Origin of the sequence: Halorubrum miltondacostae (assembly GCF_041379815.1) — an archaeon.
GTDB classification, from domain to species: Archaea; Halobacteriota; Halobacteria; order Halobacteriales; family Haloferacaceae; genus Halorubrum; species Halorubrum miltondacostae.
In genome coordinates this window covers 296,282-316,715 of sequence record NZ_JBEDNY010000003.1, presented here as the reverse complement: position 1 = coordinate 316,715, position 20,434 = coordinate 296,282, and the positions used below count along the sequence as shown (strand labels likewise).

Genomic DNA, 20,434 nt, shown 5'->3' with positions numbered 1-20,434 from the left:
GCTGGTCTTCGACGCCTGCCGGGTTGACCTGATGAGCGAGGTCGCCCGAAGCGGTGACTACGACGTGCTCAAAAGCTTTGACCCCGACGCAGACACGATGGACTCGGTTGCGTCTCGCTCACCGGAGTGGATAGCCAAAACTTTCGACCCTGAGCGATGGGATGACATTCTCCTAGAGACGGCTTATGTGACGGCAAACCCCCACTCGCGAGACGTCCCCGACCCGAGTGCGCTGGCCAAGCTTGACGAGGTTTGGAAGTACGGCTGGGACACAGAGTGGGGCGTCGTTCCACCCGAAACGATGACCGACCGGACTATTTCTGTCGCGCGTGAACATGATGGCCCAGTAATTGCACATTATATGCAACCTCATCTCCCATTCCGCTCGCTTGTGGACGAGCACCCCGAGTGGTTCAAATTTGAGGTTGGCCTAGACAATCCTGCTGAGGCACCGTTCAAAACGCTCTGGCGCCGCCTTCGAGACGGCGAGGTTGGTGAAGAACTCATCTGGGATGCGTATGTCGATAACCTCCAGTGGGTTATGGACGAGGTAAATACGCTCAAATCGAATCTTGACGGTACTTGTGTCATCACTGCTGACCACGCTAACGCGATGGGTGAGTGGTGGTGTTACGGCCACCAAACCACAGCGCCGCTGAAAGCCATGAAACGTGTTCCGTGGGTGACTTTCGAGGCCATCGACGAGGGAATTTACGAGCCGAGAGTCACTGTTGAGGATGACCATGTTGATGACGAGAAGGTACAGAAACGACTGCGAGACCTCGGGTACGCGTAGATGACGCTCACGGACTGGCTTCGCGACTCAAGGGCACGGATAAATAATCTTGGACTTTGGCGTGGTCTCTTGGCGTCCATCAACGAGTTCTGGGTCGGCGGTCTCCGCCGATTGGGCCATCACTGGAATTACGGGGAACGAATCTACGAGCGGGATTGGGACGCTCTTATAGTGCTCGACGCTTGTCGTGTTGACCTCCTGCGAGAGGTGGCCCAAGAGAGCGAGTATGCCTTCATTGACCCCTCCTTCGAGACTTTCATGTCGGCCGGTTCAATGTCAGCCGAGTGGATGGCGAAGAACTTCGATCCCGATGAGCACAAAACTCTAGAGACAGCGTATATTTCAGGGAACCCGTTCACACGAGAGTTAGATCCTGAGCGCTTCGCTCTGCTGGATGAGGTGTGGCGTTACGGCTGGGACGAGAACTTTGGCGGCATAAAACCAGGTCCAGTTACTGATCGGGCGATCGCTGCGGGCCGGAACACAGATGCCGACCGATTGCTTGTTCACTACCTCCAACCACACGTTCCGTTCCGATCGCTCCAAGATATTGCTATCGATTGGGGCGACCCTGAGGACAACTTCGGGGTCAAAGACGGGGCAGCGGGAGATGATCGTGGACCGTGGCAGCAATATCGTGACGGAGACCTCTCCCGAAAGCGTCTTTGGGACGCTTATCGGGATAACTTGGAGTGGGTGTTAGCGGACGTGGAGATTCTCCTCTCGAATTTGGACGCCGAGACGGTGATCATTACTGCGGACCACGCAAACGCGATGGGCGAGTGGTGGTGTTACGGACACCCCGATTACGCGCCTGTACCGGCGCTAAAGCAGGTTCCGTGGGTCCTCACGAGCGCGACAGACGAACAAACCTACAAGCCCAGCCTCAAAGCACCGACAAAGGAGAATGATAAAATGGACATCAACGAACGACTCGCCGCACTCGGCTACAAATGACACTCCGAGACTGGACCACCGAGACCGCCTCAAAAGTTAGCGCCTATGGATTCCGGCAAGGAGTGCGCTCGGGGCTCTGCGATTTTTGGGGCGGCGCCCTCCGCCGAGGTTGTCATGCGCTTGGCGTTGACGCAGGCGGAACAAATATTTATGAGCGCGAGTGGGACGTATTGATTCTTCTTGATACTTGCCGACCTGACGTACTCATGGAGGTTGCGGATAGCTTCCGGTTTCTACCGGAGTCAGTGCCGACGCTCTACTCCGTCGGATCAACTTCTTGGGAGTGGCTCCACGATACGTTTGACCCGGTCTATACAGATGAAATTGCGAACACCGCCTACGTGAGTGCGAACGCGCACACCGAGCGCTTTGGCGACGAGTTCCAAGTCAAGACTAGCGCGTTCCACACCTTTGATGAGGTGTGGCGTTACGGCTGGGACGATGAATTCAATGGAATTCCACCCCGACCGGTGACAGATCGAGCAATCGCAACGGGTCGGGAAGCTGACGTTGACCGGCTCGTCATTCACTACATGCAACCTCACACGCCGTATCGCTCTCTCGACACGACTGCCGATACCGATGTCATGGCCCCGGGTGACGCGGACCTCTCAGTCTGGGACCTCCTCCAAAGCGGAAGCATTACACGAGAATCAGCATGGCAGGCATATCGGGATAACTTGGAGTGGGTGCTAGGAGACGTGGAACTCCTTCTCTCAAATCTAGACGCGGAGACCGTCGTGTTGAGCTCTGACCACGGCGAGGCTTTCGGCGAGTGGGGCCTTTATGGACACTACCGCCATGTGCCGGTCCGCGCTCTCCGTGAGGTCCCGTGGGTGGAAACATCTGGGACCGACAATCAAACATACGAACCAACGCTTGAACCAGCTGAGAATAACGACGATGTAGACGACGCGGACGTCAAAAAACGATTAAATGCATTGGGATACAGGTGATCGTATGAAGCCCGCCCTTCTAGTCACTGTAGACTCTCTGCGATATGACCACTATGGATACATGCCGGCGACAAAATCATTCTTGGGTGACACGCACCCTGCCACATTCGCGACGAACACTGCAACTCCATCCTGTTTCCAGTCAATTATAGGAGGTCTTTATCCCGGCCAACCCGGCGTCGCACCTGAGGAGAGTTTCGTCTCAAAACTTGATCACAGGCATAAGATGGGTATCTCCACGAATCGCTTCCTCTCCGCACGCTACGGTTACGACGCTGGCTTTGACCGGTTCGTTGAGCCGGATCGTGACGGAAACTCATTAAAAGACCGTGTGGCGGCGAACATGACGCCCCAAAGCACTGTATACGGTATCGCTTCACGGGTATACAACGCTTACCAGAGCCTCCGAGGAACAGTCCAGGAGGCTTCCCGTGACTACCGGCCCGCGGCCGAGGTCATCGATGAATTTTTACGGAGCGTCGCGGTGGAGGCGCCCGACGACAACTGGTTCGGCTGGCTCCACTTCATGGAGCCTCACCACCCGTACAACCCTGATGATGCTCCCGTCTCACGAACGGAGGCTCAGCAGGTAACTCGCCGCCTACTTGACGGGCGTGGAAGCGAGGCCGACGCCGAACTCGGACGTGAGCTCTACCGAGGCGAGGTCAAGGAGCTTGACGACCGCCTCGCACATCTCTGGGACTCGGTGTCCGATGAGACGCGGGTGATGTTCTGCGCGGACCACGGCGAGTTGCTCGGCGAGTATGGTGAGTGGGGCCACCACGCGACAATGTGCCCCGAGATACTACGCGTGCCGGCCGCCGGGCGGAACCTGCCCGTTGATCTTGCTAGCAGTGAGGTCCGCAGCCTCGTTGATGTTCCATCGGTGTTTCTTGGAGCTGAACACGGCGACGGTGCTCTCTCGCGAGACACCGCATTCGCTGCGTCAAACGGCAGCCACGCTGCGATGAACGCTAAGCACTTTGCCAGCGCTGAGGGAATTCGCACCCTTGAGGGCGAGACAGCGACAAATCGTGATCTTGAAAATGCGCTGGAGGAGTGGGCCGCCACGGCATCAGAACCGGTCTCGAAGGACCAACTCCCCGAAGACGACCTCGAAGCTTTGGGCTACAAATAGCGGATGGCGGACAACACCGCCGATCTAGATCTAGGTAGCGAGGCTCTCTCTTCTGTCGCGGCAAAGTTCACGATGTCCGGGTTAGGGTTCATTGGGGTGGTATTATTCGCCCGTGTCCTCGGTCCCGCGGGAACTGGCCAGTACTACTTTGCGCTTGCGATAGCACTGCTCCTCGTCCGTGTTGATGCGGGCGTTGGGGTTGCACTAAAGAAGCGCGTCAGCGAGGTGGATACGGATCCTCGCCCGTATCTATCCGTGGGATTGGCTTTTCACTTCGTGTGGGTCGTCATCGTTGCGACTGCCACACTTGTCGTCACGCGATACACCGCGTTCCTGCCGATGACGCCGCTTGTCGTCGCAGCCATTGTAGCCGTCCTTGCCACCGTCGGACTCTTTCAGATCCTCAATCGCTTCTACGCTGGGCTTGGATACCCCAGTCGCTCTCTATGGGCTGACACGGCCCGTAGTGTGCTTACGATCGGATTCCAGCTCCCCCTGCTGTTCGCGGGCTACGAGGCATTCGGCCTGCTCGCGGGGCTTGCCAGTGGGACGCTCATTGCCGCGTTCGGAGTATTCATCGCCGCGGGTGTTCGGCCCGGTGTTGAGAGGGTCGGTGGTACTGCTCAGGACGTTTATATATTTGCGCGTTACTCAGTGCCGACCGCGGTTGTCGAGGATTTCTACAAGCGTGCTGACGTGATTCTAATCGGATTCTTCGCAGGTGATGCGGCGGTGGGGTTCTACGAGACAGCGCTCCGGATTGTCACTCCAGCCCAACAGCTCTCCGGGAGCATCTCAAACGCACTCGGTGTGAAAGTGAGCGGTCTCACCTCTCTCGGCCAAGAGATAAGAGAAGACGTAGTAAATACGGTCGCCTACTCCGGGCTGCTTATTCTCCCGATGTTCTTCGGTGCGCTGGCGATGCCAGCAGCACTGATGCGTACCTTTTTTGGGTCGGACTTCGGCGCTGGTGGAGTAGCACTTGTCGGTGTGGCTGGCTTCTTCATCTTCTACATTTACCAGGACCCTTTCGCGACGGCGCTTGAAAGCTCTGATCGGCCGCAGTTTGTCTTCTGGCTCCGAGTAGTGGCTCTTCTCATACACCTGCCCCTCGCTGGTGTGCTTGGCTACTACTGGAACGGCCTGCTGGGTATCATTGTGGCGACCCTATCTGTTGAAATAGTATTACTATTTGCTTATCAGTACGTAAGTAGGAAACATCTGGGCGGCATTATCATTCCCCGACCGGTGTGGGCACAGCTCGGAAGCGCAGTAGTAATGTACGTTGCGATTACTACAACTATGCGCTTAGTCGCGTTGTCGTGGTGGCTTCCGGTTATCGGGCTTGTCGGTTTCGGCGCTACGGTCTATTTCAGTACACTATCCGTCCTCAGCCCACACTTTCGACTCACGATCAGTAATGTTTTATTTCCTGTTATCCGGCGGATCGTGAAGCGAATCGCGTGATTTCTGAGTACCAGTAACACATCCTGTTGGAATTTTTTCGGATGTGCTTGTACGATGATAGCTAGGTTCGCAGTAGACCCTTCGACAAATTACGCGCCCCGCAGAGGCCATCACGGACCCAATTACTGCGTATAACGTTAGTATATTGATAGTTATATTATCAATTTAAACATATGTATGTATCATTGCCTGGAGACACGTCTCGGCCGTGTTGTGGTCTACCCATTGACAGATTCACAAAGACTTCTAATACCGCATTGATGCCGTAGTCACTATTCAGCACGGAGAGACCTCGGTGTCAAAATGGCGACGGGGCGGTCGTCGTCACCGACTGGGACGAGTTCGCCGCGCTCGACGCGGAGTTCGACGTAATGGCGACCCCGATGTCGACGAGTACGGACCGTGGGAGTTCGCCCACTCGCGGCTGGCGCGGTGGTGTTTCGGGGCGAGCGCGCCCGTGCCGTGGCGGACCCCGATCGACGCGGACCTGCTCACCCTGCGGGTCGTCGGACTCTCGATCGGGCTGGCTCGCCGTCGGGCCCACGCCATCGCGGTCGACCGGCTCGTCGTCGACCCCGACGACGAGGGGTTCGACTCGGGATACGCCCTCGCCGCGAAGCGCCGGGCGCAGGCGACATACCGGTCGGTCGTCGGATCCGATCCCAGCCCGCTCTTGATCACGCAGATCGGGCGCGCCGTCGAGGACCTCCAGGTCGCGGAGGGTGGCTTCGGCGGCGGCCGCGACGAGCCGATGTGGCGTGAACGGCTGGAGGCGTACCTCTACGCGCTGATCGGCGGCGCCAAGCTGGAGGCGTACCCCGCGGTCCGGGACGCGATAATCGATCCCGACTGACCGCTCGTCGGCCCGGCGACGTCTACGGGGTCGAAACGAGGGCCGCCGGTCCCGGCCGGGATCAGTCGGTCACCGACCGCGCCAGCGCGCCGAGCCCGACGAGGTGCGCCATCGTGACGCCGAAGACGGTCGCGGCGTCGGAGAGCCCGAACAGCGGCGTCACGCCGTACGCGACGACGTACGGCACCACCGCGATACAGGCGACGCCGACGGCCAACAGCAGCATCGTCCGACTCCCGTTCCGGCGACTCCCGTCGTAGGCGAGGTACGAGACGTACGCCCCGAGGCAGGCGGTCGCGACGCCGCCGGCGGTCGCCACGAGCGAGAGCGTCACCGGTGGACCACCCCGAGGACGAGCAGGAGCCCGCAGAGCTTGCTCGCGGTCACGACCACGGTCCGCTCGGTGGCCGTCACCCACGCGACGTTGCCGAACGCCAGCCGGAGGAACATCGGGAGCGGGGCCAAGAGCAGGAGCCCGAGCGTCAGGAACAGCAACGGACGACGACGCGTGCGCAGGTAGCCGCGCGCGAAGCGGTAAGTGACGTACACCGCGAGCAGCACCGAGAGGAAGAACGCGGCGACCGTGACGGCCGCGAGAGTGGCACCCCCGCCGACCGCATCGACTTGCGCCGGGGCCGCGGCCCGCTTGAGCGTCCTGGCCGCTGGCGAAGCGAGCGTCGCGAGCGCCGTCGCCGCCGCGTGTGTGAGTGTCATCCGGAGAGCTCCTCGTAGAGCCGCGTCAGTCGGTCAGCGGCCGTCTCTTCCACGTAGTCGACGCTCACTTCGAAGCCGGTCGCGGTCAGGTCCACCGAGACGCGGTTGAGCCGCGCGGCGTACACCTGCTGGGGCCCGCTGTCCGGGTCCACCTCCTGGACCGTCTCGACGAGCTCCTGCTCGCGGAGCCGTTCGAGCCGGCGGTAGACGGTCGCCTCGGAGGCGTCGCATGCCTCGCTGAGCGCGCGGGCCGACCGGGTCTCCTCGTAGGTCTCGATGAGGATCTGCCGGGCGTACTCGTCGTCGAGCAGCGAGTACACTTCCCGGGGATCGACCGACGGCTCCGAAGCCATTCGGTTAAACCTCGCAATCGGGAAACTTAGTTTCCCCGGCGAGGCCGCGTCCGATCGTATTCGTTCCGCCTCGCCGCGCGGACCCGCGACGCGTGAACCGCTCGGGTCACTGACGAGACCGAGATTTCTTACGGCTGCTGACCGACGGTTCACGCAGGGAATGGCCCTCTCGGACGCGCTCTCGAACCCCCCCGCGAGTCGACGCGTCGCCGCAGCGGCGCTGCGAACCCCGTTTCGGGTTCGAACCTACGCAGCCGCCGTGTACTTGGCCCTCTCGTTCCCCCTCGGAATCGCGTACTTTGTCTGTACCGTGGTCGGGCTGTCGCTCGGTCTCAGCCTCTCCGTACTTCTCGTCGGCGTCCCGATCCTCGCGGCGACGCTGGGCGGCGTGGTGTTGGTGTCGGTCGGTGAGCGCGTCCTCGCCCGGCGGCTCCTCGGGGCCGACGTCGACGCCCCGTCGTGGAAGGTAACGGAGGCGTCGGGCGTCGCCGACCGGATCCTGGCGGTGGTGACCGACCTCGCCGTCTGGGGCGCGCTCGTCTTCGTCCTCTCGAAACTGGTCGTCGGCGTCGCCGGCTTCACGCTGCTCACGGTCGTGCTCAGCGTCGGCGGGTCGCTGTTGGCGACGCCGCTGTACTACGATACGCCGGGCGCGACCGTCGGGCTCATCCTCCCGGAACCGATCCGTCGAGAGCTCTCGCTCGTCGTCCCGTGGGAGCAGTTCGAAGTCGGCGTCTCGTTCATCGTCCGGCTCACGTCGTGGGAGGTATCGACGCTGCCGGGCGCGCTCCTCATGTCGCTTCTCGGGGTCGGAGTCTTCCTCCTCGGCCTCAACGTCCTGTCCGCCGCCGGCTGGCTCTGCGCGCGGTGGGCCGAACTCACGCTGGGGACGGACATCCCCTCGGTGGCCGACGACTGACCCGTCGCCGGTCGTCGCACGGACCAACTGCCCGGTGGAAAAATATCGTATTTATATTTTGGGTGGCGTTGCCGGCTCAGCAGCGCTCAATTCTTTATATGTGAACTCGGCGACAAGCGGAAAGTACAGCATGAGTGACCACAGCTGGTCCCCACGCTCGCCGGGCGAGGCGCTCGCGCGCTTCGTCGGTGTGCCGTTCGACGCGCAGACGTACCGCAACCTAGCGTACCTGCTACTGGCGTTCCCGCTGGGCATCGCTTACTTCACCGTCGTCACGACCGGCCTCTCGACGGGGCTCGGGCTCCTCGTCACGCTCGCGGGCGTCCCGATCGTCCTCGCGACGCTGCTCGTGACGCTCGGAATCGGCTCCTTCGAGCGCCGGCTCGCCGACTACCTCCTCGACGTCGAGGTCGACTGTGACACCGGAGAGGTCGAACTCGCCTTCGGGTCGGTCGAGGAGGCGATCGGCACGACGAAGCGGGTCCTCACCGCGCCGACGACGTGGACCGGGCTGCTTCTCGTCGGGCTCAAGTTCGTCTACGGCATCGTCGCGTTCACCGCGCTCGTCACCGCGTTCGCGGTGTCGGCAACGCTCCTCGCCGCGCCGGCGCTCTACGACGCCCCCGGCGTCACCTACACGATCGGCACGTACGCGGTCGACACGCTGCGCGAGGCGGTCGCCGGGGCCGGCCTCGGCGTCCTCCTCGTCCTCGTGTCGCTCCACGTGAGCAACGGACTCGCCCGCTTCGGCGGGTTCCTCACCGACGCGCTGCTCGGCGGCGCGACGCGGTCCGCGGAGGCGACCGATGGGTGAGCGCCCGGACGCCGACGAGTCCACGACGCGGCGACGACTGCTCGGCGCGGCCGGCGCCGGACTGGCGACCGCCCTCGCCGGCTGCGGTGCGGTCGTCGACGTCGACCGGCGGACCGAGACGGAGCGCCGCAGCGTCGACCCGTCGTCGGTCTCGACGCTCGCCGTGACGGACGTCTCCGGCGACGTCGCGTTCCGCGCGGAGTCCCGCGACGACGTCGCGGTCGTCGTCCGGAAGCACGCCCTCGGCGGCGTCTCGTTCGACGACCTCGACGCGACGGTCCGGACCGCCGACGACCGCCTCGAAGTGACGACGGACGAGCCGCAGGTCGTCGGGCTCGGCGGCGGGCGGATCGACATCGAGGTTCACGCGCCGCCGAGCCTCGCGGTCGACGAGCTCCGCACCGTCGACGGCGACGTGCGGGCGGAGTCGGTCCCGGACGGCGCGACGCTTACAACGACCGACGGCGACGTGTCGGTCTCCGACGCCCGCGGCGACGTGCGCGCCGAGTCCCGCGACGGAGACGTTCTCGTCGACGGAACTGAGGGAACGGTCTCGGCGACGACCGTCGACGGCGATATCCGCGTCCAGAACCCCGGTCGGGTCGACGCGTTGCGGACCCGGGACGGCGACGTCGTCGCGGACGTGCCCGCCGCGGCGTCGGACGCGGTCGTCGCGTCGACCGACGGCGACCTCCTGCTCCGACTGGGCGACGACCTGAGCGCGGCGCTCACCGCGCGCACCGACGACGGGGAGTTTGCGGTCTCCGGTGGCGGCTCCGCGTTCAACGTTCGCGAGCGGACGGAGTCTCGGCTTCGGGCGACCGTCAACGGTGGCGACGCGGCGATGACGGCCCGGACGCGGGACGGCGACGTCACGATCCGGGCGTGAGCCGACGGTGTCGCCGTTACCGACGGTGACGACCCCCCGCTCCCGCGCGAAACCGAAGCGCTGAATTGTCGTCCCTGAGGACACGCGACCATGGAAGACAAGCGCGTCCTCGTCACCGGCGGGGCGGGGTTCATCGGCTCGAACCTCGCGAACCGCCTCGCGGTCGACAACGACGTGATTGCGGTCGACGACCTCTACCTCGGCGCGGCCGAGAACCTCGACGACGCCGTCGAATTCGTCGAGACCTCGGTCGTCGACGACGACTTCCCGGTCAATGTCGACGTCGTCTTCCACCTCGCCGCGCTCTCCTCGCGGAACATGCACGAGAACGACCCCCAGCGCGGCTGCCGCGTCAACGTCGAGGGGTTCGTCAACGCGGTCGAGCGTGCCCGGAAGGCCGGCTGTGAAACGGTCGTCTACGCCTCCACCTCCTCCATCTACGGGAGCCGCACCGAACCCTCGCCCGTCGACATGGACGTCGAGGCGCACACGGCCTACGAGGCGTCGAAGCTGGCACGCGAGCACTACGCCGAGTACTTCGCCAACCACCACGACATGAACGTGGCGGGGCTCCGCTTCTTCTCGGTGTACCAGGGCTTCGGCGGCAACGAGGAGCACAAAGGCGAGTACGCGAACACGGTCGCGCAGTTCGCGGACGCTATCGCGAACGGCGAGGCGCCGGAGCTGTTCGGCGACGGCAGCCAGACGCGCGACTTCACGCACGTCTCGGACGTGGCGCGCGCCTGCGAGCTCGCCGCCGACGAGGCGCTGACGGGCGTGTACAACGTCGGGACCCAAGAGGCGTACACGTTCAACGAGATGGTCGGCATGATCAACGACGCGCTCGGCACGGACGTCGACCCAGAGTACATCGAATGCCCGTTCGACGGCTACGTCCACGACACGATGGCCGACTACTCGGCGTTCCACGAGGCGACCGGCTGGGAGCCCGAAATCAGCTTCGAGGAGGGCGTCGAGATGGTGTGCGAGTCGTACAAGTAGGCGTCAGTCCGGTCGACGACTCATCCCCGGCGAGCCGACCGGCGTTAGGTGGCGTCCACCGCGCTACCGGCGGCGATGAGGAACCCGGTGATCGCAGTGATCAGCGCGACCGTCCCGATCGCGATCGCGCCGATCCGGAACGTGTCGCCGGAGAGGCGCTCGGCGATCAGAAACAGGAAAACGGTCGTGACGAAGCCGATGAGCACGAGCGTTCGCCCGAAGCGGCCCGTGTCGATGCCGGGCTCGCTAGACACGATTTAATATCTCCTTGAGCACACCCTGATAGTCCTCCTCGGTGGCGGCGTTGCCGAGCGAGTGGATCGACTGGCTGATCCACAGGCCGGCGGTGAAGTTGATGAACGCCGCCATCGAGACGGTGCCGAGCTGTCCCTCGACGAACAGTCCCGTGACGATCGCACCGACGAACCCCAGCGCCATGAGCGCGTGCGTGACAAGCGATCGGGTGCCAAAGTCGGCGAGCTGTAGTGATAACCGAGTACCAACGGCCATACCGTCCGTTGCGGCTGCCAATGTAAAGAGGTAGCGCGTCCCGAGAGACGCTCACCTCGCCTCCCGCGTCATCTCCCGCTCCCGATTCATCCCGACGACACGTACCCCTGCGGGTTTAGGCGGGCGGCTCGTACGGACGCACGAATGACCGACACGGATCGGACGCACGACGTGGTGGTGTGGGGCGCGACCGGGGTCGCCGGGCGCTTCACCGCCGAGTACCTCACAGAGCGGTACGGGCCCGCGGATCTCTCGCTCGCCGTCGGCGGGCGGAACCGGGAGAAGCTCGACGCGCTCGTCGACGACCTCACCCGACGGAGCGACGGGTGGGAGGACGTACCTGTCGTCGTGGGCGACGCGACCGACCCAGAGAGCCTGCGGGACATCGCCCGCGACACCCGGGTTGTCTGTACGACGGTCGGCCCGTACACGGCCTACGGCACGCCGCTAGTCGAGGCCTGCGTCGAAGCCGGCACGGACTACTGTGACCTCACCGGCGAGGTGAACTGGGTGCGCGAGACGGTCGACCGCTTCCACGAGACGGCCGTCGAGAACGACGCCCGGATCGTCCACAGCTGCGGTTTCGACTCCGTGCCGGCGGACCTCGGGACGCTGCTCGTCCAGTCGTTCGCGGCGGAGACGTACGGCGAACCCTGCGAGGCGGTCCGGATCTACCTCGACGGCGGCAGCGGCAGCGTCAGCGGCGGCACGCTGGCGAGCTTCGGCGAGCTGTTCGAGGCGGCCGCGACCGACCCGCTCGCCCGCGAGGCGCTCCGCAACCCCTACTCGCTGGCCCCCCGCGGCGAGCGGAGCGGCGTCGACCCCGGCGAACAGCGCTGGCCGCGGCGCGACCCCCTCCGCGACGAGTGGACCGCCCCGTCGCCGATGGCGCCGGTGAACGAGCGGGTGGTCCGTCGGAGCAACGCCCTGCTCGGCTACCCGTGGGGACGCGAGTTCAAGTGCGGTGAGGTCGTGCCGACTAGTTCTGGGCCGATCGGCGCGGCGACCGCGAGCGCCGTCGCGGGCGGGCTTGGGCTGTTCTCCGCGGCCATGTCGGTCGGGCCGGTACGGGACGCGCTCCGACGCTACGTTTTCCCCGATCCCGGCGAGGGACCGACGCGGGAGGAGGCGGAAGCGGGGAGCTTCCTGATCCGCGTGCTGGGCCGCGGGACGGGCGCAGACGGGTCCTTCACGGTTGAGGCCGAGTTCGGGACCGACCGCGACCCCGGCTACGGGGCGACGGCGCGGATGCTCGGCGAGTCGGCCGTCTGTCTGGCGCGCGGCGACGTCGACTCCCCGTTCGACGGCGGCGTGTTGACGCCGGCGTCGGGGATCGGTCTGCCGCTCGCGGACCGGCTCCGGGAGGTCGGCTTCACGGCAGACGTCGGCGAGGCGTAAAAGAGACTGTCAGGCGGTTCCTTCCCGCCCGTCGATCACATGTAGCCGAGGTCGCGCAGACGCTCCATCAGGTCCTCTTTGTCCTGGGCGCGGCCGGCGCGCTCGGTCGTGCCCTCGAGGTTCTGGAGCCAGGCGGGCTCCTCGGTCGTCTTCTCGGTCGAGACCTCGCTGCCGAGCGAGCGGAACCCGGCGAAGTACTTCGGCGAGATCGGGACGTCTTCTTGGGTGACGCCCTCGGGCAGGTCGTCGTCGGCCTGCGGGATGTACCCCTCGTCGGGGAACGCCTCGACGGTGTCCGGGACGACGAAGTTCCAGAAGGCCTCCCACACGTCCGCCTCGGCGAACTGGAGGATGGGCTGGATGCGGTCGTGCGGCGGGAAGAGGTCGGGGTCGTGGCGCGGCGAGAAGAACGTCTCGTCGGCGCGCGCCTCCTGCTCGTCCCAGCGGACGCCAGAGATGACGCCGTCGATGTCGTACTCTTCGAGGGCGTCGTTGAGCGCGACCGTCTTCAGCAGGTGGTTGCCGACGTAGGTGTCGAGCAGGAACGGGAACGAGTCCTCCTCGAACTCGAGGATCTCGCGGATGTGGTGCTGGTTGTGTTCCGAGAGCGCGTCGACGGGGATGTCGTCGCCGGGTTCGAGGCCGTGTTCCGCGACGTAGTCGCCGACGTCCTCGTTGCGGGCGTACACGAGGTCGATCGCCCACTCGTCGGCCCAGTGCTCGACGAAGTCGGTGATCGAGTCGAAGTGCTGGAAGTGGTCGATGAAGACGGCGGTCGGCTTCTCGTAGCCGTACTCCTCGGCGACCTGGTTGATGAAGTACAGCGTCAGCGTGGAGTCTTTCCCGCCGGTCCACATCACCGCGGGGTTATCGTACTGTTCGAGGCCGCGGCGCGTGACCTCGACCGCCTTCTCGATCTTGTGCTGGATCGAGGGGTAGTCGTCCGGGGTCTCTCCCTCGCCATCAGTGTAGTCGACGTCGACGCTCGCCGGGAACTCGTCGCTCATACGCCGGGTATGTTGCCGCGAAGGGAAATAGGCCTTCTGAATCGCGCCCGCGTCGCGGTCGCGTTCGCTGCGGCCGTCCCCTGGCGATTCCGCGGAACACAAGGGATATGACGACCGCCCCGGAACCGTCGACCATGGGTCTGTTCGATCGGCTTCGCGGCGAGGACGACGAGCGCGTCGTCTTCCTCGGCATCGACGGCGTACCGCTCGACCTCGTCGAGGACCACCCAGCGGTCTTCGAGAACCTGACCGACATCGCCGAGACCGGCTCCGGCGGGCGGTTAGAGAGCATCGTGCCGCCGGAGTCGAGCGCCTGCTGGCCGAGCCTCACGACCGGCGTGAACCCCGGCGAGACGGGCGTGTACGGCTTCCAGGACCGCGAGGTCAACTCCTACGAGACGTACGTCCCGCTCGGGCGACACGTGAAGGCGACCCGGCTGTGGGACCGCGTCACCGACGCCGGCCGCGACGCGACCGTCCTCAACGTCCCCGTCACCTTCCCGCCGTCGACGCGGGTCCAGCGGATGGCCTCCGGGTTCCTCTCGCCCGATCTGGAGTCCGCGACGAGCGACGAGTCGCTCCGCGAGACGCTCGACGGCTTCGACTACCGCATCGACGTCAACGCCAAGCTCGGCCACGACGACGACAAGACGGAGTTCCTCGAGAACGCGCACGCCACCCTCGACGCCCGGTACGAGGCGTTCTCCCACTACCTCGTCGAGGACGACTGGGACCTCTTCTTCGGCGTCTTCATGAGCACCGACCGCGTGAACCACTTCCTCTTCGGCGACTACGCGACGGACGGCGAGTACGCCGAGGAGTTCCTCGAGTTCTACCGCACGCTCGACGAGTACATCGGCGCGATCCGCGACTCGCTCGACGACGACACCACGCTGGTCGTCGCCTCCGATCACGGCTTCACCCGACTGGAGTGGGAAGTGAACTGTAACCAGTTCCTCGCCGACGAGGGGTGGCTCTCCTACGAGGACGAGGACCACGATTCGCTGACCGACATCGACGACGAGACGCGCGCGTACTCGCTCATCCCCGGCCGGTTCTACCTCAACCTAGAGGGCCGCGAGCCGAACGGCGTCGTCCCAGAAGACGAGTACGAGGCGACCCGCGAGGCGCTCATCGACGACCTCGAATCGCTCACCGGTCCCGACGGGCAGCAGGTCTGCCGGCGGATCGTGAAGGGCGAGGACGCTTTCGACGGCGCGCACGACGGCATCGCGCCCGACCTCGTCGTCATCCCGACCGACGGCTTCGACCTCAAGTCCGGCTTCTCGGGCAAGGAGGCCGTATTCACCGAGGGGCCGCGCAACGGGATGCACAAGTTCGAGAACTCGCTGCTGTACGCGACCGATCCCGACCTCGACCTGACCGACGCGAACCTCTTCGACGTGACGCCAACTATCCTCGACCTGCTCGACGTCGACGCCGACGCCGAGTTCGACGGCGAGAGCCTGCTGGCCTGACGCGGCGGGGCAGTCTTCCTCTTTCTACTCCGACGCTACCCGAGCGGTGACCACCGCTCGCCCGGGGTCGCGTGAAGCCCGTACGCTCGCTGCTCGTCGACGACGACCACTCGGTCGCCGATCGCGAACAGCGCCTCCGGATCGACGTCGTCCGGCAGCGGTGCCTCCCACCAGGTCTCCCCGCCGTCGTCGATCGCGACGACCCGCGCCTCGGTGGGGTCGTTGAACCCGCCCTCGTTCGCCGCGACGTACGTCCCGCCGGCCCCGACCGCGAGGTGATCTGGCGGGACGTTCGACCGTTCGAAGGCGATCTCGCCTCCTTGGACGTCGATCGCCGTGACCGTTCGCCCGCGAGAGTAGTGGAGCCGCCCCTCGTCGGTAACGATCAGAGTCGAGCGACTCGTCGGCGCCGATACGTCGAGCGCGAAGCGGCGGTCGAGCCTGCCGTCGAAGCCGACGACCGACTCGCCGGGTTTCCCGGCGACGACCCCCTCGTCGACGGCGACAATCCACTCGTAGTCGGCTGCGACCGCCCGCCGAGCGATCTGCTCGCCGGTCCGGTCGTACCCGACGATCGCGGCGTCGCCGGCCGCAGACGCGTCCTCGGGGACGAGCGTCCACACGGTCTCGTCGTCGATCGCGATGTGTGACATCGCATCGGCCGGCGTTCCGTCTCCACTCGCGCCGGTCCACAGGTCCGGGACCGCGAACGCCTCCTCGCCCGTCTCGGCGTCGAACGCGGTGATCCCCCCGCCACCGATCGCGACGGCGAGCGCGTCACCGCGGCGGACGCCCCGGAGGACCGGCTCACTCGTTTCGTCTCCGTCGCCAGGTCCCGCGCCCAGGACCGCTCCTACGTCGACTCGCCAGCGGACCGCGTCCCCCTCTGAATCCGTCGCCGTCGCGTCGTCTCGCGAGTCGTCGCCCGTCCCTTCGGTAGACAGATCGATCGCAGTCACCCGACCGCCTTCGACCGGGAGGAAGACGGCGCCGCCGGCGACTGCCGGCGCGGCGACGGCCTGCCGGTCGGTCTCTCCGACCTCGCGGTGGGACCCGTCGGGTGCGAGGGCCGAGACGGCCGCGTTCGATACCTCCCGCCACTCGTCGCTATCGATGTCGTACTGCTGACCCGACTGGTTCTCGACCATGACCAGCCGATTCCCCAGCGCGCGGTACCACCGGTCCGACCCGAACGCCAAGCCACCCGCCCGGAGCGACGTCTCCCACGCGAGGTCGCCGCCCCCGGGAACGTAGCCGCAGCCGGCAGTCGCCGCTGCGAGCCCGGTCGCGGCGGCCGCGAGGAACCGGCGCCGGGTCGCCGACGTCGGCGGTGGGTCCGTGCCCGTCACGGCTCTTCACCCGCGAGGTCCCGAAGCCGCGCGATGCGCTCGCGGGTCGGCGGGTGCGTCTCGGGGAAGACGTCCGTGCTCACGAGCTCCTCGTCGCCGAACGCGCGGGCCTCCAGCGGCGCGAGGTAGAGCGCCTCCGCGCCGCCGTCGAGCTCGCGCAGGTCCGCGTCAGGGACCTCGGGCATCGCCTCGTCGACGGTCCGGAGCGCGTTCGCCAGCGCGGCGGGCGAGCCGGTGATCTCCGCCGCGCCGCGGTCGGCCGCGTACTCGCGATACCGGGAGAGGACGCGGTGGATCAGCACGCTGCCGGCCCAGAACATCGCGGAGACGGTCAGGGTCAGGAGCGCGCTGACGGTGATCACCACGAACCCCACGGCGAGCGCGCGCCCGTCGCGGTTCCCGCCGCCACCGCCGCCGCCGAACCGGAGGAGATTGACGAGCCCGTAGAGGACGTAGAAGGCGGCGATAGCGAGGTAGTAGGTGACCGTCGGCAACACCCACGCGACGGTCATCAGGCTCGCGTCGCGGTTCGCGAGGTGGGACAGCTCGTGGGCCAGCACGGCGTCCAGTTCGTCGTCGCTCAGTCGATCGAGGAGTCCCGTCGTGACGACGACGGTCCCGTCGCCGGGCGTCCCGACCGCGAACGCGTTCGGGAGGTCGGTGCGTTTGACCGCGACACTGGGGGCGGGCAGGTCGGCCTGCGCGGCCAGGCGCGTCACGGCGGCGTGGAGTTCGGGGTACTCGTCGGCCGAGACGCCCGACGCACCGACGGAGCGCAACACGGTCGCCGGTCCGTATCGGTACTGGACCGCGAGGCCGCCGAGGACGACGACCGCGAGGAGGACCGGGTCGACGTACACCTCGCCGGTGTACGGGCGGCCGTTCGCCCACTCCAAGAGGGGAAGTCCGACCGCGTTGATCAGAAAGACGAACGCGTACACGAACGCGAACGGGAGCGCGACGACGAGCCCCGTCGCGACGAGCATCCGGGCACGGAGCCCGCGGTCGGGGCTGAGCGTTCCGGAGTCGTCGGACGAGACCGAATGCCGTCGGCTCTCGGCGGAGGGAACGGAGGGCGACATCGACTGTCGCTCGGTTCGACGCCGAGGGTTAAATGCTCTCTGTCGGGGTCGAACACCGCAGGCAGAGGATGCCGGTCCCGGCCCAGTTCACGTGTCTCGACCCGCACTCGGGACAGCGGTGCCCCTCGTTGTTATACTCGGTCGTCCCGCGGGGCGCGGCGAGGTGCTCGTCGTCGACCGCGCGCTCGAGGAGCCCGCGGAACCGCTGCTTCTTGAACCGGGCTCGGTGCGCGAGGAAGTCGCCGGGGCGGTCGGGGTCGGCGCCGTGGAGGTCCTCCCACTTGATCGCGATCTCGCCGTCGGCCTGCCCTCTCGCGACCTGCTTGATCGTCGCGGCCGCGGCCTCGAAGAGCGGCGTCGTCGCGAGCGCCTGCGGCGTGTCGACGTCCGCGCCCGCGGCCTCGTACTGCTGCGCCGCGTCGTCGTACGCTCCCCCGGCCCCGTCGAGGCCGCCCGCGACGCGGAAGTCCGCGACGAACTCGCTCAGGCAGGCCCCCTGCCCCGGCTCGTCGAGGACGCGGCCGAAGTCGCGGCTCGCCGCGATCCCCTCAACCGCGCGCTGGGTCGCCCGGCCGTCGGCGCCGGCGACGCGGTACGCGACCGCCGCGGCGAGCAGCTGTTGGAGTCCCTGCCCGATCCACCCCTTCTCGTCGGGCTCGAAGGGGTCGATCTCCGGCCGCGGGTCGGCGAGGACGCGCCGACCCCCGCGGGTGTAGCGGTCCCCCGCACGCTCGTACTTTCGCGCTGCCAGCGCGTCGACCGCCGCATCGTGGTGGCCGCCGTCGTCGGTGTTCACACGCGCGGTACGGGCGGCGGCGGGTTACGCCTATCGCCCCGCGCCGTGCGCCCGGCCTCGGAGCGCCCCGACCATACTTACTTTCGGGGATCGAATCGCCCCTATGGAGAAATCGGCGGACGCCACCGGACCGACTGCGGAGTCGGAGTCGCCGTCGGGCCCGGAGTCGCGGTCGCGGTCCGCCTCGTCTGGACCGGCGTCCACGTCGCAGTCGGACTCGCCGTCGCCCAGCAGTCGGACCGAGTGGCTCCTCGTGGTGGCGCTGCTCGCGGTCCCGATCGCCGTCGTCCCGGGCGACGGGGAGCCGACGCTGGTGAGCCTCTGGGGGTTCATCACCCTCGGCGGCGACGGCTACGGGGTCGGCGGCTACCCGGTCTGGGCATACTTCCTCGACCAACCGCGCCCGTTCGCCACGCTCCCTCCGTCGATCCGGGCGTGGCCCGTCGCGGTCGGCTTCCACCTCGCCGCGACCGGCAGCGCAACGGGCGGCGTCGCCCTCGGACGGGAGGACCGCCGGGTGACGGGCGGGCTGCTGGCGCTCGCGGCGGCCGCGACGCTGTGGGTCGCGGCGGGGCTCGGCGTGCGGTTCGGCGTCGGGTCCACCGCCGGGTGGTTCGCCGTGCTACCCGCGAGCGCGCTCGCGACGCTCGCCGTCGCGGCCGTCGCGTATGGCGGCGACCTCCGGGAGATCGTCGTCCAATAGGATCCCAATCGAATCGCGCCGACCGCCTTTACGACTCCGGGGTCGGAACCGGGGACCATGACAACGCTGTCGGGGCTCGTGACGGTCACCGGCGTCGCGGGACTCGCGACGGGGCTGGGAGCGATACCCGTGTTCTTCCGATCCCGGGTCAGCCACCGGACGTACGACGCGGCGCTCGGGCTCGCCGCGGGGCTGATGGTCGCCGCCGGCGTCTTCGGCCTGATCGTCCCCGGACTAGAGGCGGGGACGCTCGCGGCGGTGATGGGGGGCTTCTTTCTCGGCGGCGTCGCGCTGCTCGGCGGGAACTACGCGATCCCGCACCTCCACGCGCAGTACCGCGCGTGGCTCCCCGAGGGCGGCGCGACCGAGGTCGACGTCGCGTCGATGCCCTCGCCCGTCGAGGGCGACCCGGCGGTCGCGCCCGACGAGGCCGGCGTCGACGGTGGAACCGCGTCCGCCGACGCCGCGGCCCGCGAGGTGACGCTCCGGAAGGCGCTGCTCATCGGCGGGGCGATCACTCTCCACAACGCCCCCGAGGGGTTGGCGATCGGGGTCGCGTTCGCCTCCAGGTTGGAGGAGGTCGCGCTACTGCTCGCGGTCGTCATCGGCCTCCAGAACGTGCCCGACGGGTTCGCGTTCGCCGTGCCGATGTCGGACACCGGGATGTCGAACGCGCGTGTCCTCTTGTACACGACCCTCTCGGGAGTGGTGCCGCAGGTCGTCGCCGCAGTCTTCGGCTTCTCGCTCGTGTCGGTCGCGGCCGGGCTGTTCCCGGTGTCGTCCGGATTCGCGGCGGGGGCGATGCTCGCGGTCGTCTTCCGGGAGCTGATCCCCTCCTCGCACGGCCACGGGCACGCCGACGCCGCGACCGGCGCGTTCCTCGTCGGCTTCGTCCTGCTCGTCGTCGTGGACGCGGTCGTCGTGGTGTGAGCCGGGTCTACGACGCCGACCGTGCGGCGACGGACGCGACGCTCGAAAGGCCGCGAAACGCTTTCGACCGAAGGGGCCGTCATCTCCGGTATGTCCACGACCGTTTCGACGCCCGACGCCGACGAGACGTGCGCGTACTGCGGCTCCCGGATCTTCGACCACGACCCGATCTGCGTGCGCGACTGCGACGACGGCTGCGGCTCGCCCGCGTACTTCTGTAACTACGCCTGTCTCTCCGCGCACGTCGACGAGAACGACCTCACCGCGGGGAACGCCTGCGAGTGGTCACCCGGGGCGTGAGGAAGCCGAGGCGTGGCCGCCCG

23 protein-coding genes and 2 pseudogenes are annotated in these 20,434 nt (G+C 66.5%); 16 read left to right on the top strand and 9 right to left on the bottom strand.

Features of this window, described 5'->3' with window-relative positions:
• The first annotated feature begins 31 nt into the window (after nt 1-31).
• The 7 genes and pseudogenes from ABNG04_RS10615 to ABNG04_RS10585 all read left to right on the top strand — a co-directional run.
• A complete protein-coding gene (locus ABNG04_RS10615; protein WP_371162394.1) occupies nt 32-796 on the top strand; it encodes a hypothetical protein in 765 nt (254 codons plus the stop codon).
• Nucleotides 797-1,753 (top strand): hypothetical protein, encoded by a 957-nt coding sequence (locus ABNG04_RS10610; RefSeq protein WP_371162393.1) that lies wholly within the window; start codon nt 797-799, stop codon nt 1,751-1,753.
• A gap of 206 nt (nt 1,754-1,959) precedes the next feature.
• Nucleotides 1,960-2,709: an alkaline phosphatase family protein gene (locus ABNG04_RS10605; protein ID WP_371162392.1), complete on the top strand. Its 750-nt coding sequence runs from the start codon at nt 1,960-1,962 to the stop codon at nt 2,707-2,709.
• A 4-nt stretch (nt 2,710-2,713) separates the two neighbouring features.
• On the top strand, nt 2,714-3,847 hold the full coding sequence (locus tag ABNG04_RS10600; RefSeq protein ID WP_371162391.1) for a sulfatase-like hydrolase/transferase: 1,134 nt from the start codon (nt 2,714-2,716) through the stop codon (nt 3,845-3,847).
• Nucleotides 3,848-3,850: 3 nt separating this feature from the next.
• Nucleotides 3,851-5,314: a lipopolysaccharide biosynthesis protein gene (locus tag ABNG04_RS10595; RefSeq protein WP_371162390.1), complete on the top strand. Its 1,464-nt coding sequence runs from the start codon at nt 3,851-3,853 to the stop codon at nt 5,312-5,314.
• Nucleotides 5,315-5,622: 308 nt separating this feature from the next.
• A pseudogene (locus tag ABNG04_RS10590) lies at nt 5,623-5,700 on the top strand (UDP-glucose/GDP-mannose dehydrogenase family protein); the annotation flags it as partial.
• 29 nt (nt 5,701-5,729) lie between these two features.
• Nucleotides 5,730-6,167: pseudogene (locus ABNG04_RS10585) on the top strand (hypothetical protein); the annotation flags it as partial.
• Between the two features lie 61 nt (nt 6,168-6,228).
• Here the strand turns inward: ABNG04_RS10585 and ABNG04_RS10580 are convergent.
• Genes ABNG04_RS10580 through ABNG04_RS10570 form a run of 3 tightly spaced genes read right to left on the bottom strand, consistent with a single transcriptional unit; the run spans nt 6,229 to nt 7,234 of the window.
• A complete protein-coding gene (locus ABNG04_RS10580; protein ID WP_371162388.1) occupies nt 6,229-6,501 on the bottom strand; it encodes a DUF7521 family protein in 273 nt (90 codons plus the stop codon).
• Nucleotides 6,498-6,881: a hypothetical protein gene (locus ABNG04_RS10575; RefSeq protein WP_371162387.1), complete on the bottom strand. Its 384-nt coding sequence runs from the start codon at nt 6,879-6,881 to the stop codon at nt 6,498-6,500. The genes ABNG04_RS10580 and ABNG04_RS10575 overlap by 4 nt, the downstream gene beginning before the upstream one ends.
• Entirely contained in the window at nt 6,878-7,234 is a 357-nt protein-coding gene (locus ABNG04_RS10570) for an ArsR/SmtB family transcription factor (protein WP_371162386.1), read from the bottom strand. Before ABNG04_RS10570 ends, ABNG04_RS10575 begins: the two co-directional genes overlap by 4 nt.
• 160 nt (nt 7,235-7,394) lie before the next feature.
• Here ABNG04_RS10570 and ABNG04_RS10565 point away from each other — a divergent pair, with 160 nt between their 5' ends.
• The 4 genes from ABNG04_RS10565 to ABNG04_RS10550 all read left to right on the top strand — a co-directional run bounded on the left by ABNG04_RS10565 (nt 7,395) and on the right by ABNG04_RS10550 (nt 10,858).
• Entirely contained in the window at nt 7,395-8,153 is a 759-nt protein-coding gene (locus ABNG04_RS10565; RefSeq protein ID WP_371162385.1) for a sensor domain-containing protein, read from the top strand.
• Between the two features lie 130 nt (nt 8,154-8,283).
• Nucleotides 8,284-8,967, top strand: a complete 684-nt coding sequence (locus tag ABNG04_RS10560; RefSeq protein ID WP_371162384.1) for a sensor domain-containing protein — start codon at nt 8,284-8,286, stop codon at nt 8,965-8,967.
• Nucleotides 8,960-9,856 (top strand): DUF4097 family beta strand repeat-containing protein, encoded by an 897-nt coding sequence (locus tag ABNG04_RS10555; protein ID WP_371162383.1) that lies wholly within the window; start codon nt 8,960-8,962, stop codon nt 9,854-9,856. Before ABNG04_RS10560 ends, ABNG04_RS10555 begins: the two co-directional genes overlap by 8 nt.
• Nucleotides 9,857-9,946: 90 nt before the next feature.
• The gene (locus ABNG04_RS10550) at nt 9,947-10,858 is read left to right on the top strand and encodes an NAD-dependent epimerase/dehydratase family protein (protein WP_371162382.1); all 912 of its coding nucleotides are present in this window, start codon (nt 9,947-9,949) and stop codon (nt 10,856-10,858) included.
• Nucleotides 10,859-10,902: 44 nt separating this feature from the next.
• Here ABNG04_RS10550 and ABNG04_RS10545 read toward each other — a convergent pair whose 3' ends face one another.
• Complete coding sequence (locus tag ABNG04_RS10545) at nt 10,903-11,112, bottom strand: hypothetical protein (RefSeq protein WP_371162381.1); 210 nt, start codon at nt 11,110-11,112, stop codon at nt 10,903-10,905.
• A complete protein-coding gene (locus tag ABNG04_RS10540) occupies nt 11,105-11,368 on the bottom strand; it encodes a hypothetical protein (protein ID WP_371162380.1) in 264 nt (87 codons plus the stop codon). Before ABNG04_RS10540 ends, ABNG04_RS10545 begins: the two co-directional genes overlap by 8 nt.
• Nucleotides 11,369-11,512: 144 nt before the next feature.
• On the opposite strand from ABNG04_RS10540, the gene ABNG04_RS10535 reads away from it, so the two are divergent.
• On the top strand, nt 11,513-12,766 hold the full coding sequence (locus ABNG04_RS10535; RefSeq protein WP_371162379.1) for a saccharopine dehydrogenase family protein: 1,254 nt from the start codon (nt 11,513-11,515) through the stop codon (nt 12,764-12,766).
• Between the two features lie 35 nt (nt 12,767-12,801).
• Here ABNG04_RS10535 and ABNG04_RS10530 read toward each other — a convergent pair whose 3' ends face one another.
• Nucleotides 12,802-13,773, bottom strand: a complete 972-nt coding sequence (locus tag ABNG04_RS10530) for a phosphoadenosine phosphosulfate reductase family protein (protein ID WP_371162378.1) — start codon at nt 13,771-13,773, stop codon at nt 12,802-12,804.
• Nucleotides 13,774-13,907: 134 nt separating this feature from the next.
• On the opposite strand from ABNG04_RS10530, the gene ABNG04_RS10525 reads away from it, so the two are divergent.
• On the top strand, nt 13,908-15,251 hold the full coding sequence (locus ABNG04_RS10525) for an alkaline phosphatase family protein (RefSeq protein ID WP_371162377.1): 1,344 nt from the start codon (nt 13,908-13,910) through the stop codon (nt 15,249-15,251).
• A gap of 35 nt (nt 15,252-15,286) precedes the next feature.
• On the opposite strand, the gene ABNG04_RS10520 is transcribed toward ABNG04_RS10525, so the two are convergent.
• The 3 genes from ABNG04_RS10520 to ABNG04_RS10510 are packed head-to-tail and all read right to left on the bottom strand — an operon-like array spanning nt 15,287 to nt 18,478.
• Nucleotides 15,287-16,600, bottom strand: a complete 1,314-nt coding sequence (locus tag ABNG04_RS10520; RefSeq protein ID WP_371162376.1) for a PQQ-binding-like beta-propeller repeat protein — start codon at nt 16,598-16,600, stop codon at nt 15,287-15,289.
• Nucleotides 16,597-17,682 carry a M48 family metalloprotease gene (locus tag ABNG04_RS10515; RefSeq protein WP_371162375.1) on the bottom strand — a complete coding sequence of 362 codons (1,086 nt, stop codon included), beginning with the start codon at nt 17,680-17,682 and terminating at the stop codon, nt 16,597-16,599. Before ABNG04_RS10515 ends, ABNG04_RS10520 begins: the two co-directional genes overlap by 4 nt.
• A 28-nt stretch (nt 17,683-17,710) precedes the next feature.
• A complete protein-coding gene (locus ABNG04_RS10510; RefSeq protein WP_371162374.1) occupies nt 17,711-18,478 on the bottom strand; it encodes a hypothetical protein in 768 nt (255 codons plus the stop codon).
• Between the two features lie 103 nt (nt 18,479-18,581).
• Between ABNG04_RS10510 and ABNG04_RS10505 the strand changes: the two genes are divergently transcribed.
• The 3 genes from ABNG04_RS10505 to ABNG04_RS10495 all read left to right on the top strand — a co-directional run bounded on the left by ABNG04_RS10505 (nt 18,582) and on the right by ABNG04_RS10495 (nt 20,411).
• Entirely contained in the window at nt 18,582-19,181 is a 600-nt protein-coding gene (locus tag ABNG04_RS10505) for a TIGR04206 family protein (RefSeq protein ID WP_371162373.1), read from the top strand.
• A 57-nt stretch (nt 19,182-19,238) separates the two neighbouring features.
• Entirely contained in the window at nt 19,239-20,111 is an 873-nt protein-coding gene (locus ABNG04_RS10500; protein WP_371162372.1) for a ZIP family metal transporter, read from the top strand.
• 90 nt (nt 20,112-20,201) lie between these two features.
• On the top strand, nt 20,202-20,411 hold the full coding sequence (locus ABNG04_RS10495) for a hypothetical protein (protein WP_371162371.1): 210 nt from the start codon (nt 20,202-20,204) through the stop codon (nt 20,409-20,411).
• Nucleotides 20,412-20,434 lie beyond the last annotated feature (23 nt).

What these genes read in the sequence shown, in the direction of transcription:
- ABNG04_RS10615 (WP_371162394.1), top strand. Translation starts at nt 32, where the DNA reads ATGAGCGAGGTCGCCCGAAGCGGTGACTACGACGTGCTCAAAAGCTTT.
- ABNG04_RS10610 (WP_371162393.1), top strand. Translation starts at nt 797, where the DNA reads ATGACGCTCACGGACTGGCTTCGCGACTCAAGGGCACGGATAAATAAT.
- ABNG04_RS10605 (WP_371162392.1), top strand. Translation starts at nt 1,960, where the DNA reads ATGGAGGTTGCGGATAGCTTCCGGTTTCTACCGGAGTCAGTGCCGACG.
- ABNG04_RS10600 (WP_371162391.1), top strand. Translation starts at nt 2,714, where the DNA reads ATGAAGCCCGCCCTTCTAGTCACTGTAGACTCTCTGCGATATGACCAC.
- ABNG04_RS10595 (WP_371162390.1), top strand. Translation starts at nt 3,851, where the DNA reads ATGGCGGACAACACCGCCGATCTAGATCTAGGTAGCGAGGCTCTCTCT.
- ABNG04_RS10575 (WP_371162387.1), bottom strand. Translation starts at nt 6,881, where the DNA reads ATGACACTCACACACGCGGCGGCGACGGCGCTCGCGACGCTCGCTTCG.
- ABNG04_RS10570 (WP_371162386.1), bottom strand. Translation starts at nt 7,234, where the DNA reads ATGGCTTCGGAGCCGTCGGTCGATCCCCGGGAAGTGTACTCGCTGCTC.
- ABNG04_RS10565 (WP_371162385.1), top strand. Translation starts at nt 7,395, where the DNA reads ATGGCCCTCTCGGACGCGCTCTCGAACCCCCCCGCGAGTCGACGCGTC.
- ABNG04_RS10560 (WP_371162384.1), top strand. Translation starts at nt 8,284, where the DNA reads ATGAGTGACCACAGCTGGTCCCCACGCTCGCCGGGCGAGGCGCTCGCG.
- ABNG04_RS10555 (WP_371162383.1), top strand. Translation starts at nt 8,960, where the DNA reads ATGGGTGAGCGCCCGGACGCCGACGAGTCCACGACGCGGCGACGACTG.
- ABNG04_RS10550 (WP_371162382.1), top strand. Translation starts at nt 9,947, where the DNA reads ATGGAAGACAAGCGCGTCCTCGTCACCGGCGGGGCGGGGTTCATCGGC.
- ABNG04_RS10540 (WP_371162380.1), bottom strand. Translation starts at nt 11,368, where the DNA reads ATGGCCGTTGGTACTCGGTTATCACTACAGCTCGCCGACTTTGGCACC.
- ABNG04_RS10535 (WP_371162379.1), top strand. Translation starts at nt 11,513, where the DNA reads ATGACCGACACGGATCGGACGCACGACGTGGTGGTGTGGGGCGCGACC.
- ABNG04_RS10530 (WP_371162378.1), bottom strand. Translation starts at nt 13,773, where the DNA reads ATGAGCGACGAGTTCCCGGCGAGCGTCGACGTCGACTACACTGATGGC.
- ABNG04_RS10525 (WP_371162377.1), top strand. Translation starts at nt 13,908, where the DNA reads ATGGGTCTGTTCGATCGGCTTCGCGGCGAGGACGACGAGCGCGTCGTC.
- ABNG04_RS10515 (WP_371162375.1), bottom strand. Translation starts at nt 17,682, where the DNA reads ATGTCGCCCTCCGTTCCCTCCGCCGAGAGCCGACGGCATTCGGTCTCG.
- ABNG04_RS10505 (WP_371162373.1), top strand. Translation starts at nt 18,582, where the DNA reads ATGGAGAAATCGGCGGACGCCACCGGACCGACTGCGGAGTCGGAGTCG.
- ABNG04_RS10500 (WP_371162372.1), top strand. Translation starts at nt 19,239, where the DNA reads ATGACAACGCTGTCGGGGCTCGTGACGGTCACCGGCGTCGCGGGACTC.
- ABNG04_RS10495 (WP_371162371.1), top strand. Translation starts at nt 20,202, where the DNA reads ATGTCCACGACCGTTTCGACGCCCGACGCCGACGAGACGTGCGCGTAC.